The sequence below is a fragment of the Gynurincola endophyticus genome (genome assembly GCF_003991195.1).
Taxonomy (GTDB): domain Bacteria; phylum Bacteroidota; class Bacteroidia; order Chitinophagales; family Chitinophagaceae; genus Gynurincola; species Gynurincola endophyticus.
In genome coordinates this window covers 144,492-159,197 of record NZ_RCWL01000003.1, presented here as the reverse complement: position 1 = coordinate 159,197, position 14,706 = coordinate 144,492, and the positions used below count along the sequence as shown (strand labels likewise).

Genomic DNA, 14,706 nt, shown 5'->3' with positions numbered 1-14,706 from the left:
AATAATTTTATTTTACTGTTTGTTATCTTCACGTACAACACTCACATCAATTTGATTGGCATTTAAGCCATGACATAATTCAATCCAGATATTTTCATTTTGCCTTCTTAACAAAAACTGTTTGTACTTGTAGGGCATCGGGTCATACATATCTGTTACATAATTGGGTTTTTCATGTTGAATCATTTCGCTTGCTGCGTAGGGCAAACCCCCGGAAAATATTTCTACTCCCCCTAACTGTTCTATTTGTTCTTTTAACATATTTACCAGAAACGTATCTTCAAAAACATCTCCGTTTTGATAAACAGTTGCATGAAAATATTGACCATTTACTTTTTTTACCAATGAATCATTATGGAAAAAATACTTCTCCTCTATTCTTTTTTCTTTTTCATTGGCAAATCTATATCCTTCGGGTGCTACAACATAAGGAAAATTCCCGACTTCTTTAGTTGATAATGGAATCTTTTCAAAATTAAAAGCTTCGGTTGATTTGTTTTTTTCAACTGCTTCTTCTTTTTGACGATCGTTATTATGTGTGGTATCCTCGTTGGGCTTCTTATTCTGATTGCAAGAAATCATTCCTAACAAGGCAACGGAAAAGAAAACGGTTGTTATTTTCATGTTTATAATTTTAAGATAGCAATGTGTATTTATTTACAAGAAGAGTGATGTATTCAATCGGTAAACTTAAAGAACTAGTTTTAAGAGATCATAAACAAATTGTTAAGTATCTGAACAAAAACCGGTGAGCTTCAGACAGCTTACATTTTTAGCAGTAACTTTTACAAATAATAGCGGTCTTGTTTTTCCGGACCTTCAAAGGAAAAATTGCGGTAATCTGATTTTGTAATTGTTTTTGATTGATTTATGAAGAAAATCCACTTAATTCGTGTTGATGAAGTTATCTGTGATTATAGTAAACTATAATAGTGTGCCGTTTTTAATTCATTGTTTACATACGGTTCATCAGGCTAAAGAGGCGTTGATGAAACAACTGTCTGTAGCAACAGAATTGATTGTGATAGATAATGCCTCTACCTCTGGCGACATTCACCTGATAAATCAGTATTTTTCTGATGTAAAGATTCTGGTGAATGACGAAAACCTTGGCTTTGCCAAAGCGAACAATCGGGCGTTGACAATGGCTACAGGAAACTTTGTATTGTTTTTGAATCCGGATACACTCGTTCAGCCACAAACCTTCGTATATACAATAGAACAGCTATTGAAAAACGAAAAAATAGGCGCGGTGGGAGTAAGAATGATTGATGGGGCCGGTCGCTTCCTGCCAGAATCGAAACGCGGATACCCTTCTCTCTGGGCTTCTTTCATGAAAATGAGTAAGCTGTATAGATTGAATGAAAGGTCCTCGTTTTTAAACAAATATTATGCTCCCCATATAAAAGAAAAAGCGAATGGAAGGGTTACGGTACTAAGCGGAGCGTTTATGTTGGTCAGAAAGAATATTCTGGATGAAGTAAACGGTTTCGATGAGCGCTATTTTATGTATGGAGAAGATATTGACCTTAGTGTGCAGATAGAAAAAGCAGGGTATGAAAACTGGTATCTGGGGCAACACACCATTGTGCATTACAAGGGAGAATCAACCGTTAAAGACAGGGTTTATCTCAAACGTTTTTATGGAGCGATGGAGCTGTTTGTAGCAAAATACCACCCATGGCAAACACCCTATCTTAATAAGATACTAAAAAGTTTCGTAAAAATCAAATCTGGAAAACTGCAGCCTGAAGATAATCAGAATCATACTATAACAAATGAAATTTCGTTAGAATATGAGCTTTTAAATAGCTCATTATTGCCGGAACATAAAATTTTTGCAGCCAATAAGCCAAAGGCAACCAAAAAGGTATGGGTAATTAACCGCGAGGAAGGGATCGAGGGCTTTATTAAATTTTTGGAAACAAACATTTCACGGTGGAAAGGAGTTTATATCCACCCTTATCCCTTCATAATAGAAAGCGTTTCGGGTGACCGCCGGGGTAGCATTTATCGAACGGATCTGTAACTTTATCGAAGGTTGAGCGTCCTATTAAAAAAACGCTAATTTTTACCAGTTTTTAGTCAATCAAAATTGAAAATGGAGAATTAGCCATAGTTTTCATTAATTTTGAATTTGCCGAACTTTAAAAGGCTTCATGCATGGGTTTGAAAGACATAAATTTACCTTCAAGTATCAGGAGCGTATTGCGTTTGTCAAAGACGCCACCTGCTCAACATCAAAAAAAGGTATTAAAACGATTGCTTAAAAAAGCAAAATATACGGCTTTTGGCCAGGCCTATGATTTTGAGTCGATGTTAACACAAGAAGATTGGGTAAAAGCCTTTCAACAAGCGGTTCCCATTCATGACTATAATTCCATTACAGAAAAGTGGTGGCACAGAACGCTCGAAGGCGAGGCAGATGTTTGCTGGCCTGATAAGGTAAAATATTTTGCACTTAGCTCGGGTACTTCTGAATCAGCCTCTAAATATATTCCTATCACGAACGACTTAATGCGTGGTAATCAGCGCATTATGATAAAGCAGCTATTGAGCTTAAGGTCTTATCAGGATCTTCCGATGAGAAGTATCGGTAAGGGCTGGTTAATGCTGGGTGGGTGTACAGATCTGGAAAAGGGTCCCGGATATTTCGCCGGTGACTTAAGCGGTATTACCGCCAAAAATGTTCCTTTTTGGTTTAGCCCGTTTTATAAACCGGGTAAAAAGATTGCAAAAACCAAAGACTGGCATGAAAAAATCGAAAAAATTGTTGAAGAAGCCCCTAAATGGGATATTGGTTTCGTAGTGGGTGTTCCGGCATGGATTCAGATGTGCATGGAAAAAATCATAGAACGATACCAATTAAAAACAATTCATGATATCTGGCCTAACCTCGCTTTTTTTGTACACGGCGGCGTTAGTTTTGAACCTTACAAGAAAGGATTCAATAAATTGGTTGCCAAACCGTTAATATTTATAGAAACATATCTGGCGTCTGAAGGTTTTCTGGCTTATCAAGACAGGCAGAATGCGCAGGGGGGAATGAAACTGGCGTCGAAAGATCATATTTTCTTTGAGTTTGTTCCTTTTAATGATCAGAATTTTGACGTAAATGGCAATATCAATCCGAACGCGATCGCTTACACCATTGGTGAAGTAGAAGAAGGAAAAGATTATGCATTGTTACTGTCAACTCCGGCCGGAGCATGGCGTTACCTGATCGGTGATACCATCCGGTTCGTAAATCTTGAAAAAAGAGAGCTGATTATTACCGGCAGAACCAAACACTTCCTGAGTTTGGTGGGCGAACACCTCAGTGTAGACAATATGAACAGGGCTATTCAGTTAGTTGCAGATGAGCTGAATGTTTCTATACCGGAATTTACAGTGGCCGGTGTACCTCACGGATTATTCTTTGCGCATCAATGGTGGATAGCCAGCAGCGAAGTAATAGATTCACAGGTATTCAAGGAAAGACTGGATTTTCATTTGAAAAAATTAAATGACGATTACGCAGTTGAAAGAACCAGTGCGTTGAAAGATATATATGTAGATGTATTGCCGGTGGATACCTTTATGGCATTTTTACAACATAAAGGTAAAGTAGGAGGACAACACAAGTTTCCGAGAGTGATGAAGGGCAAAATGTTAGAAGATTGGAATGATTTTCTACAAAATGTATCACTACCATAATTTTGAAACTTATAGTAAAATATCCGAAAATATCGCATGTGGGAGGCTATTATTAGTGGAGTAACATTAGGATGTATTTTAGCATTATCTGTAGGACCGGTCATATTTACTGTCATTAAACAAAGTTTAACCAACGGTTATGTTGGCGGATTTAGTTTTGTGACGGGGGTATGGGTGAGCGACCTGGTATTGATTGTGGTTTCGAACGGTTTTTCATCGTTGGTAACTACTTTGTTAGAATATAAACATGTAATTGGCTACGTAGGAAGTTCTTTTCTGGTGATAACCGGTATTTACTATTTGTTTTTCAAGAAAGTTTCTATTTCTGCAAACTGTGATGATGTTAGTAAATTTTCGAAGAAAACCATGATGAAAATTTTTTCAAGTGGTTTTTTGATCAATACGCTTAATCCCAGTGTACTCATTTTTTGGTTAGGGGCAGCTACTGCCTTTTCTGCCAAATATAATTTTCAGGAAAGAATTATTATTTTCTCGGTTTGTTTATTGGTGAATATCGCTGCTGATTCTGCGAAAGTATTGTTGGCGGGCAAATTACGCAAGCGTTTAACACTGAATACACTCTCTGTAGTAAATAAGGTTTCAGGTATAATATTAGTAGGTTTTGGTATTGCATTATTGTACGGTACCATCTTTTACGCAAATCAAATATTAAATCAACATTGATACGTCTCGTACTTTTACTTATTCTGTTTTGTTCTGTGCAACCGCTTGTTGCGCAAAAAAGCGATGTAGTGATTATAAAGAATAAAAAAGGAAATACCGTAAAAGTTTACGGAGAGGGTTCTTTTATACGCGGGGTAACAAAATATGGCCATTCTGTAAATGGCTTTATTTCTCACATCGAAAATGATACGCTTGCCATTCTTCACGGAGAAACGGCTTTGTTCAAAACAGAGATGGGAACCGTCATCGATACGATTCACAGAACCATGAAGTTCCATTATCTCGATTTTCAAAAACTGGATCTTGATGCGAACACTCAATTCGGTGGAAAGAATAAGTTTGTAGATGTATATCTTGATAAAATTCTCGCTATCGGATCGTTAGGTTTTATTGCGCTTGAAACTGTAAACGGCCTCAGAAGCAGTGAAAAATTCAGTAGTAACAACCGTTGGAGATCAATTGGTATTGCTGCAGGTGTATATGTTGTATCCAGGGGTATTAAGAAAATCCGCACCAGTAGAGATAACGTTAAAAAGTCATATTACTTCATGTATATAAAAGCTGACGAAATTAAAGACTTAATCAAGTCAGACAAGGATATATAAACATGAAATATTAAATTGCAGCTTCCTAGCAAAATACAACTCGGATGCCTATTAAACGACGTGGATTGGGATTGCGCATATTACGTTTTCTCAAAAAACTCTTTATATTTTTAGTTCTCTTTCAATTCTTCTACATCTTACTCATCCGGTGGGTAAACCCTCCTATTACTTTTACACAACTTGGAAGTGTATTAAAGTTCGACGGTTTAAAACGAGATTATGTTGACCTTGATGAAATGTCTTCTTATGCAAAACTGGCTGTAATTGCATCAGAGGATCAGCTTTTTGCAGAACATAGAGGGTTTGATTGGAAAGGAATAGAAAAAGCCATTGAGTATAACAAAACCAATGAGGGAAAAAAGGTTCGTGGCGCATCAACTATTTCACAACAGGTTGCAAAAAACGTATTCTTATGGCAAGGAAGGAGCTGGGCAAGAAAAGGTCTGGAAGTTTATTTCACCTTTATGATTGAAACCTTCTGGCCGAAGAAAAGAATACTGGAACTTTATCTGAACATATCGGAAATGGGAACCGGCGTATATGGTATTGAAGCTGCAGCACAGCATTATTTTCAAAAACCAGCCTCTAAACTAACCCGGAAAGAAGCTGCATTGATTGCCGCTTGTTTACCTAACCCTAAGGTATATACAGTACAACCTCAGTCAAAATACGTTAGCAGAAAATATCCATGGATATTAAAACAGATGACGAATATTCAAAAAGACGAAAAGATTCTGGCACTGATTCAATAAGCTATTTTATTTCAATTGTGTACCCTGTACTATTCAATGAGGGGTGATGCTCTATTGCTGATTCAATACCTAACCGGGCAAAGTATTTTCCTTTTGGTAAGTCATTAGGTAGTTCAAATGAGATCACAAAATACTGCTCACTGTATTCTATATGCTCTACTGTATAACCATTGGAAACTACGCTTAGTTTTCCGGTTTCGTCTTTTAAACCCAACAATATTTTTGCGTCTTTATATTTTGGATTTTTAAAGTGAAACAAATACCCCTGCGGGCTACGGAATAAACCACTCACCGAAATTATTGAATCACGTACAACCGGAGCCCTTCCTAATAATATTTGCACCCGGCCAAAAGAAAAATAATCAGTTGTATAGTAATGGCCCATGTCAGGCTTTTCTTGTAACGCACCGGCAAACGGAGCTTCCTTGTTGCTGCCGAATACATAAGCAGGTTTGCCAATTAAACTGTCTTCAATCGTCCAAAAGTTATAATTATTTCTTCTATAGTTTAACGTATTTAAGCTATAAGATAATTGTTGATTGTAAAACCAAAACTTTGAAGGACTTTGATAAGAGTTTATGAAAACCACATGCTCACCCCGGGCAATACTATTGACTTCTGACACCCATTCAGGGTTGTTATGAAACTCATTGTGTTTGGCTACTTTTCCTGCAAAAGGTATTTCAACAATCAGAATAATTCTGGCAAAGAGTACCAACAATAGAGTGACCGGCAGTAGTCTGTATACCCATTTCACATATTGGCGATGACTGTCAATGTATTGATAGCTGATGACCATTAATCCGACTAACGCGGGCAATGTCCAGTTGGCTTCTACCCTTCCTTTTAAAGAACTGAATAAAAAGAAAATCAGAAAGCCCCAAACGCTGAATTGCAAAGCCTTTTCAGTAAGATTCTGACTTTTATATTTAAAATTCATCCATAAGAATAACCATCCTAATAATGGTCCCATCAATGCAAGTTGCCCTAAGATATATTCGGTTGTAAAACTGAATTTGTAAACAGGAGCATTTCTTTCATACAGATGATATTGTACAGAGGGAAAGTCGTGTTCCCATTGCCAATATAGATGAGGCGCAAATAATAGTAAACCAATCAATCCTGCAACATACATTTTTCCTGTTGCTGCAAGTTTTATATTAGAAAGAACGGTAAATAGAATTACCAGAATACCATGGTACTTACTATACATTAGTAAAGCGGCACTTAATGCGAGTAAGAAAGTATTGAACCATGAATCATTATCAGTAAATCTTCTGTACACCCAAAACCATAATGCTGTAAAAAAGATAAGGGGAATATCCGGCACGGTTATCATACCACCGAGATGTGCAACAGCAATAGATAAAGCAATGGCGTAAAAGAGAAAAGGATTTTTTTTATTGGTTAAATCATAGATAATAAGAATAGTAACCGTATTGAGTATAATACTCAACAATCTTACACCCAGTTCATTTGGAAAAATTGCGTACCCCAGTTTAATCATCCATGCAATCATTGGAGGATGATCGTAATATCCCCAATCAAAGAATTGGCTATAGACCCAATAATAAGCCTCATCATGAAACAGTTCGGTAAAAAAAGCCTGAATGATATTTACTAAAAACCAACCGGCAAAAAAGAACTTAAAATGATTCTTTGAAAGGAAACTCATCAGGTAAAAGTGTTATAGATATGAATGCTACAAAATTGCTTCCAATCCATTAACAGCATTTAAGAGTCGTTGTTCACTATCTCCCGAAATTTCTATCCAGGGAACCTGTTGAAATTGTAAAATTGTTTTATAATAGTTGTAAACAACTTTTCTTGCTTCTATATCGGGTAGCTCTCGTAGTGGGTCTTCTTGCCACGGAAGATCAATGTTACAGAGTAAATACAAGTCGTATTGTTGTTGATTGTGCATCCGGAAAACTGACTCATCACAGTTTCCAAAAACATATTCACTCCATACCTGTATAACATATAAGTTGGTATCGATAAAAAGATATGGATGTTTATTTTCAATAGCAATAGTAGTGTATTTATTTTCAAGATGAATTTGGCCCTCTGCTATTTTTTTTAAATCATCATATTGATAATCGGCTCCGTTCTCTTCTAAAAATGTTCTGGCATATTCGGGTACCCACAGGCATCCATAATGTTTAGCCAATGCTTCACATAATGTACTTTTTCCTGTAGATTCGGGTCCTATTACAACAATTTTCTTCATCTTCGTGTGAAGTTACATTATTGCTCATAAAAACTGCAAAGATGGAATACGCAATCAGTTTGGCAGATCATTTAAAGAAGTATATCCGTTTGTCTGATAACACGATCAACGAGCTTACAAACCTTACTACAAGAACCGTATTAAAGGGTGAGTTTCTTTTGCGGGCAGGAGAAACCAGTCGTTATTCTTATTATGTAGAAAAAGGATTATTGTCGTATTATTCAATAGACGAAAAAGGCAAATATCATATTATACAGTTTGCCGCTGAAGAATGGTTTATGGCTGACAGGTGCAGTTTGTTTTTTCAGCAACCATCACCCTATTTTATTGAGGCAATAGAAGATACGGTAGTTACTGTAATTCCGCTGGATTTTTTTTCAAAGCTTTCTGAATCAGAACCGGCTTTTGTAGAGATGAATACCAAAGCATTGCATCATCATATCTTACACTTGCAAAAGCGTATACATCAGCTCTTATCTGCTTCGGCAGAAGAGCGGTATAAAGATTTTCTTGAAATGTATTCGTCTATTGCTGCACGAATTCCACAAACATTGTTAGCAGCTTATCTGGGAATTGCTCCGGAAAGCCTCAGCAGAGTACGAAAAGAAATAGCGCAAAAACGATCTTAACCTACATCAATGTTCAGCTTAAGGTAAAGGAAGATCTTTGTGTTATGTAAAACAGAAAGCTATGAAACATAGAAATGTGGAAAGAGTTCTTTCTTTAGGCGAACCCCATTTTGTAGGTGACGGATTCAGGGTTTTTACATACAATCCTTCTGCTGCGATTGATATGAAAAGAATGGATCCCTTTATTGTAATTGATTATCATCCTGAATATTACTATTCACCAACTGATACACCGCGTGGTGTGGGTGCACATCCGCACAGAGGTTTTGAAACGGTAACGATTGCACAAAAAGGCAAGCTTGCCCATAAAGACAGTAGCGGTGGCGGTGGCATTATTGAAACCGGACAAACACAGTGGATGACCGCCGGTGCGGGCGTATTGCACAGTGAGTTTCATGAACGTGAATTTGCTCAGGAGGGCGGTTCTTTACAAATGGCCCAGATATGGGTGAATCTTCCTGCTGCAGTAAAAAATACTGCTCCCGATTATATAACATTTAACAACCATGACAGAACTGTTGTGCTACCTGAGCAAAACGGATATGTAGATGTGCTGGCTGGTAGTTTTATGAATGTAGAAGGAAGTGCAAAACCTTATTCTAAAATAGAAATGTATAATATTTACCTGGCTAAAGGAGGAAAGATCAAACTCAATTTACCCGCCAATTATAATACCGGAATGATCGTTTGGAACGGCAATATACAGGTTAATGATGAAGCTGTTGAAAAAGACGAATTTGCGTTAATGGAAAATAGCGGCGACAGCAGCTTCGAAATCAGCAGCAAGGACGGAGCGGCGATCCTGTTATTGAGCGGAGAGCCTTTGAACGAACCTATTATTGCGCACGGACCTTTTGTAATGAATACAAGAGACGAGATCGTTCAGGCTTATAGAGATTATAGTGCAGGTAAGTTCGGCACATTAGATGAGTAATAGCGACAACAAAACTTCTTGCAGCACGCGTAACAGAAGAATGAGGTAACCGCAAGAACAGCTCTTATTGATGCCCGGAGGATTGTGCCGTCAACAAGCATGTCATAACAATAAACAGCCCCCAACATTGTCGGGGGCTGTTTTACTATTGTTGAGTTATATAGAACTTATTCAGCCTCTGCTAAAACTTCTTTTACTTCAGGAATCATGCGTTTCATCATCTGCTCGATACCCGCTTTTAATGTAATCATTGAAGAGGGGCATCCGCTGCATGAACCTTGAAGCATTAAGTTTACAACGCCGTCTTCATAGCTTTTGAACTGGATAGCTCCTCCATCCATTTCTACTGCCGGTTTTACGTAGTTTTCAAGAAGTTCTTTAATACGCTTTACAACATCGTCGTCATCTGCTGCAACAATATTGCTGCTTTCCGGTTGAATGGCTGCGATTTCGTCTTCATTGATCACCGGTTTGTTTTCTTCCAAGTAATCTTTCAAAAACTGACGAATGGTAGGAATAACGTCATTCCACTCGGTTTCATTCGTTTTTGTAAGTGTTACGAAATTGCTTGCAATGAAAACAGCTCTGATGAATGGAAATCCGAAAAGCTCAACAGCTAATGGGGAAGGCTTAGCACTTTCTACATCAGGAAAATCAACGCTTTTACCAGGATACAACAGTTTGTTTGCCACAAACTTCATTGTTTCCGGATTGGGAGTCATTTCTGTATAGATGCTAATAACCGGGTTTCCTGTTTTAATCATGATGCCACTTATTTTAATATATACAAAAGTAACAAAGAGTCACGACTATTGTTGGCTGAAATGCAAAAAATACTTTTGTTACCGAAAAAAATCTTTAGAGAATCCGCTTAGTGATTACAGTCGTCGTGATGGGCATGGTTATGTACCCTGCATTTTCTGTAATTGACCCAGTGAGCGGTTACGATCAGAATAACGGCAGGAATCAGGAGAAAATAACTTACTTCGTGCCATATTTGTTTGGAAATCAATAAAATAAACCCTGCAATGAATAACAAAATAGGAAATAAAGAATGGTGATGTTTTCTGAACCCATGCCACAAACTCCAGATACCCACCACCAGGGCCAATAAAATCATCAGATATTCAAACATTTCATTGTTTAAAATGTTGATTCCAAAGAGTGGTAGACTTGTGGCTACAAGAGGTAAAACTGCACAATGTATCGCACAAGCAACCGAAGTTGCTATACCCAACGCGTCCCAGTTTACTTTAAAATTCATTGCGCAAAAATAAACAAAAAAAGTAAATATTTGCAACTCTGTTGCAAAGTTATGTTAAATAGTATTTTTGAGTGTAATTTTGCGGTTTAAATAGGTGATTATGAAAAAAGCGCTTTTGTATTTCGGATTTTTTATTGTGATAGCTATTGGATTCTATTTTGCAATGACCAAATTGATTCCGGGATATGGAATAGTTAAACTGCCGGTATTGTCATATGTTCAACCGTTTGAGTTTTATAATCAGGACGGTAAAAGAATCTCGAACAGAGACCTGGAAGGAAAAGTATATGTGAGTGAATTCTTTTTTACTACCTGTAAATCAATCTGTCCGATCATGAATACAAATATGCTTGATTTATACACGAGCTATAAAGACAGTACTCAATTCAGAATTTTATCACATACCTGTGATCCTGAAACCGACACTGTTGACCGCTTGAAGGTATATGCTGATTCTTTAGGAGTGGATACGGATAAGTGGATTTTCCTTACTGGAAGAAAAGACAGCCTCTACAATGCAGCCAGAAACTCATATCTGCTGGATGATCCGAAAAATAATCTGAAAAGTATTGAAGAGCAGTTCATGCATACACAGTTTTTTGCGCTGGTTGACAAAGCCGGCCGTGTAAGAAAAGTGTATGACGGATTAAAGAAAGAAGAATTGAAAGAGCTTCACCAGGATGTTAAGAAGCTCATCGAAGAACCGGTTGACCAAACCCGCTTTGTAAATAATATTTTTGGTAATTAAAAGTAGTTGTTATGGATAACCTGATTGATGATATGCTAAAATCAAACAATCTGAGTATTACGGGGAGCAGAAAAAAAATTCTGGAAATATTTTTTTCGAGTAACGGCGCATTGGCTCACGGCGACATCGAAAAACGAACCAGCGAAAAGTTCGACAGGGTTACCGTATATCGTACACTTCAAACATTCCTTGAAAAAGGAATTATTCATACCATTCCTACAGCGGATAATGCTATCCGTTATGCACTCTGTAAAGATTCTTGCGGAGAAGGCCATCATCATGATAATCACGTTCACTTTATCTGTAGCGGTTGTAATATTACGATTTGTTTAGAAGATGTTTTGATTCCTTCCGTTAGGTTGCCATTTGGTTTTGTTGCGGAAGAACAACAAATGGTAGTGAAAGGAGTATGTAAAGACTGTAAATAAAAAAAGCCCCGATGTAGAAACATCGCGACTTTTGGTTAAGGCTCTGATTAGTAGCTTCTTTATATATAAAAGCAATACAATTGCTTTATACAGATCAAAAATGTGTATACCAAAGATAATAAAAAAAATGAAATAAAAACTACCCTAAAAAGGGTATTTAAAATTTTAATTTATTCATAACGTTTCCATTTCTTTTTGCACAAATTGCATCAACTTTGCAATATGTTGTTCACTAAAGTCGAACTTTAAACCTGCAGCCTGATATAATTCAGGTAGTGTTTTTGTGTTGCCGAGTTTTAGTGCATTTATATAGTTTTCAATAGCACGTTCTTTATTCTCTTTATATTGAGCATATAAACCGATTGCACCCAGTTGTGCAATTCCGTATTCTATGTAATAGAAAGGAACTTCGAATAGGTGTAACTGTTTCTGCCAGAAATATTTTCTATATAATTCCAGTCCGTCTATGTTTAACTCTTTAGAAGTAAATTCATTGAATATAGAAACCCATGCGGCCTCTCTTTCTGCTGCCGTATGTTGCGGATTCTTATATAACCAGAACTGAAATTTATCAATTGTTGCAATCCACGGAAAAATCGTGATGACACGTTCAAACTGATAAAACTTTGCACGTTTTAATTCGTCTGCGTTTTCAAAAAATGTATCCCACTCATCCATGGTGAACAATTCCATACTCATCGATGCTACTTCAGCAATCTCCATCGGATACTCTTTAAACGATGTTAACGGTAATGGGTGCGCGAGAAATGAATGCACGGCGTGCCCGCCCTCATGAACCATTGTTATAACATCGCTCATCTGCCCGGCAGCGTTCATGAAAATAAACGGAGCTCCGGATTCTGCGAGCGGGCAATTATATCCACCCGGTGCTTTTCCTTTACGGCTGTCTAAATCAAAATGATTCATTGCTTTCATTTTCTTCAGGCAGTCGGCGAAAAAAGGATTCACTTTTTCAAAACAATTAATACTTTTTGCCAAAAGCTCATCACCTGATGTAAACGGTTTTAACGGTTTTACGTTTGCCGGTAAAGCTTCCAGGTCCCACGGACGAAGTTCGTTCAACCCCAGGTCTTTTTTCTTTTGCTGATAGATCTTATCTACCAACGGCATGATAGCTGTTTTTACTGCTGTATGAAACTGAATACAATCTCTTTCAGAATAATCGAAACGCCCGAGTTCCTTGAATTTATAATCAACATAATTCTCATAGCCTGCGTTTTTCGCCACCTGATGTCTTAATTGTATCAGTTCGTTGAATAAATCATCGAGTTTGTCTTTTACAGTCAATCTCTTTTCCTGTATCTGTCTGTAAACCGATTCTCTTTTTGCACGATCGGGATGTTCCAGGTACTTGGCAGCTTGTTGCAAAGTATATTCCTGGCCATCTACTTCTACGGTTAATGCGCCTACAATTCCTCCGTACTCCTGTTGCTTTACGCTAAGCTTCGTAGTAAGGGGAATGTTTTCTTCGCGAAATAAATCAATACTTTTCTGTATACTTCTGATATAAGTAAAGTAAAGGTCTTTATCTAATTCGCTCAGATAGGGAACAGCCAGCAATTTTTTGTTTAACTGATCGGCGTACACCTGAATTTCCGGTTGAATCGTTGAAGCAAAATCTATAAACGATTGTTTAATGGCTTCGTTTTCGGTATCGCAGGTCATTCTGATATGCCTCCAACAGTAATCTTCACTTACAACAGCTTCCAGCTCACTAAGGTCTTTCAGCCATTGTTCCAGTTCTGCCCTATTGTTGATTTCTCTATTAACTAATTGATCGAAAAAGGGTTGTAAATCGCTCCATTTGTTGATGCTAAATACTTCCGGTAAAAAGTTCCTTTCAATTTTTTTAATATCTGCTGATAAATTCATAGTCATAGTATTTAAAACAAAAGCTACAACGGATCGGTTGTAGCTTTTGTAAAATAAATATTTTGAAACAAACAGAGTAATTATTCTCCGTCAGATTTTTTTGTTGATTTAGCAGCTGCTTTTTTTGCTGCTTTTTTGGGAGCCGGGGCTTCTTCGCCTTCAGCATCCGCTTTTTTTGCTTTTGGAGCTGCTTTTTTAGCTGCTTTTTTTGGAGCCGGAGTTTCTTCTTCAGCAGCTTCTGCCTTCGGTTCTTTAGCGGCCGCTTTTTTAGCGGTTTTTTTCGGAGCCGGAGCTTCTTCTTCAACAGGAGCCGGAGCTTCAGTTTCTTCCGCTAAAGACTCTTCATATCTTTTCAGTTCGATATTGTTTTTATCAATAATAGCGAACCATTTTACCATTTTCTTTAAATCGCTGGCATATACACGCTCAAAATCTAATTCAGGAACAACTTTCTCGAAATAGGCTTTCAATGCGGCAGCATCTTTTCCGTCAGGAACAGCTTCACTACTGTTTTTCATACCGATGAATACTTCAATGAGATTAACGTTCTCACGAACAGTATATACTTCGATGCTTTCTAAGTGAGAGAAGTTGTGCACGCGACTGGCCACAAATTTTGTGGTATTGTCTTCTAAAGAACGAACAATCGCACCATTACTTTTTGAGCTAACTAACTCAAATAAACCTGGTAACCCGGTTACCGCTATGATTTTTCCATATTCCATACCTAAATCGATGTATTTTAAAGGGTCTGCAAGATAAACCAATTTTTTACAAACCCACTTTATGTGTAAGCAAATTAACGCATTTATACTTTTTTAAACTACAATTCTGACCAATTTC

At 37.4% G+C, this 14,706-nt stretch carries 16 protein-coding genes; 9 read left to right on the top strand and 7 right to left on the bottom strand.

Annotated elements, in window-relative coordinates; all coding sequences use genetic code 11:
• Positions 1-12 precede the first annotated feature (12 nt).
• Positions 13-624, bottom strand: coding sequence for a hypothetical protein (locus D9O48_RS07225; RefSeq protein ID WP_126972144.1), 612 nt, complete (start codon positions 622-624; stop codon positions 13-15).
• A 274-nt stretch (positions 625-898) separates the two neighbouring features.
• On the opposite strand from D9O48_RS07225, the gene D9O48_RS07220 reads away from it, so the two are divergent.
• The 5 genes from D9O48_RS07220 to mtgA all read left to right on the top strand — a co-directional run bounded on the left by D9O48_RS07220 (position 899) and on the right by mtgA (position 5,737).
• Positions 899-2,029: a glycosyltransferase family 2 protein gene (locus D9O48_RS07220; RefSeq protein ID WP_126972142.1), complete on the top strand. Its 1,131-nt coding sequence runs from the start codon at positions 899-901 to the stop codon at positions 2,027-2,029.
• Between the two features lie 134 nt (positions 2,030-2,163).
• On the top strand, positions 2,164-3,696 hold the full coding sequence (locus tag D9O48_RS07215) for a GH3 family domain-containing protein (protein WP_126972140.1): 1,533 nt from the start codon (positions 2,164-2,166) through the stop codon (positions 3,694-3,696).
• Positions 3,697-3,732: 36 nt separating this feature from the next.
• The gene (locus D9O48_RS07210; protein ID WP_126972138.1) at positions 3,733-4,380 is read left to right on the top strand and encodes a LysE family translocator; all 648 of its coding nucleotides are present in this window, start codon (positions 3,733-3,735) and stop codon (positions 4,378-4,380) included.
• 35 nt (positions 4,381-4,415) lie between these two features.
• Positions 4,416-4,985: a hypothetical protein gene (locus D9O48_RS07205; RefSeq protein WP_126972136.1), complete on the top strand. Its 570-nt coding sequence runs from the start codon at positions 4,416-4,418 to the stop codon at positions 4,983-4,985.
• Positions 4,986-5,029: 44 nt separating this feature from the next.
• Positions 5,030-5,737, top strand: coding sequence for a monofunctional biosynthetic peptidoglycan transglycosylase (gene mtgA, locus D9O48_RS07200; RefSeq protein ID WP_126972134.1), 708 nt, complete (start codon positions 5,030-5,032; stop codon positions 5,735-5,737).
• 1 nt (position 5,738) lies between these two features.
• Here the strand turns inward: mtgA and D9O48_RS07195 are convergent, their stop codons facing one another.
• Both D9O48_RS07195 and D9O48_RS07190 read right to left on the bottom strand, forming a co-directional pair.
• Positions 5,739-7,412, bottom strand: a complete 1,674-nt coding sequence (locus D9O48_RS07195) for an ArnT family glycosyltransferase (protein ID WP_126972132.1) — start codon at positions 7,410-7,412, stop codon at positions 5,739-5,741.
• Positions 7,413-7,439: 27 nt separating this feature from the next.
• On the bottom strand, positions 7,440-7,967 hold the full coding sequence (locus D9O48_RS07190) for an AAA family ATPase (protein ID WP_126972130.1): 528 nt from the start codon (positions 7,965-7,967) through the stop codon (positions 7,440-7,442).
• A gap of 41 nt (positions 7,968-8,008) precedes the next feature.
• On the opposite strand from D9O48_RS07190, the gene D9O48_RS07185 reads away from it, so the two are divergent.
• Together D9O48_RS07185 and D9O48_RS07180 are read left to right on the top strand one after the other, a co-directional pair.
• Complete coding sequence (locus D9O48_RS07185) at positions 8,009-8,596, top strand: Crp/Fnr family transcriptional regulator (protein ID WP_126972128.1); 588 nt, start codon at positions 8,009-8,011, stop codon at positions 8,594-8,596.
• Between the two features lie 61 nt (positions 8,597-8,657).
• Positions 8,658-9,530 (top strand): pirin family protein, encoded by an 873-nt coding sequence (locus D9O48_RS07180; protein ID WP_126972126.1) that lies wholly within the window; start codon positions 8,658-8,660, stop codon positions 9,528-9,530.
• 167 nt (positions 9,531-9,697) lie between these two features.
• On the opposite strand, the gene D9O48_RS07175 is transcribed toward D9O48_RS07180, so the two are convergent.
• The gene (locus tag D9O48_RS07175) at positions 9,698-10,294 is read right to left on the bottom strand and encodes a NifU family protein (protein WP_126972124.1); all 597 of its coding nucleotides are present in this window, start codon (positions 10,292-10,294) and stop codon (positions 9,698-9,700) included.
• A 107-nt stretch (positions 10,295-10,401) separates the two neighbouring features.
• Positions 10,402-10,794: a MerC domain-containing protein gene (locus tag D9O48_RS07170; protein WP_126972122.1), complete on the bottom strand. Its 393-nt coding sequence runs from the start codon at positions 10,792-10,794 to the stop codon at positions 10,402-10,404.
• A 100-nt stretch (positions 10,795-10,894) separates the two neighbouring features.
• Here D9O48_RS07170 and D9O48_RS07165 point away from each other — a divergent pair, with 100 nt between their 5' ends.
• Positions 10,895-11,542 (top strand): SCO family protein, encoded by a 648-nt coding sequence (locus D9O48_RS07165; protein WP_233589199.1) that lies wholly within the window; start codon positions 10,895-10,897, stop codon positions 11,540-11,542.
• An 11-nt stretch (positions 11,543-11,553) separates the two neighbouring features.
• Entirely contained in the window at positions 11,554-11,970 is a 417-nt protein-coding gene (locus D9O48_RS07160) for a Fur family transcriptional regulator (protein ID WP_126972120.1), read from the top strand.
• Between the two features lie 174 nt (positions 11,971-12,144).
• On the opposite strand, the gene D9O48_RS07155 is transcribed toward D9O48_RS07160, so the two are convergent.
• Together D9O48_RS07155 and D9O48_RS07150 are read right to left on the bottom strand one after the other, a co-directional pair.
• Complete coding sequence (locus D9O48_RS07155; RefSeq protein WP_126972118.1) at positions 12,145-13,863, bottom strand: M3 family oligoendopeptidase; 1,719 nt, start codon at positions 13,861-13,863, stop codon at positions 12,145-12,147.
• 80 nt (positions 13,864-13,943) lie between these two features.
• Entirely contained in the window at positions 13,944-14,588 is a 645-nt protein-coding gene (locus D9O48_RS07150; RefSeq protein ID WP_126972116.1) for a DUF5606 family protein, read from the bottom strand.
• Positions 14,589-14,706 lie beyond the last annotated feature (118 nt).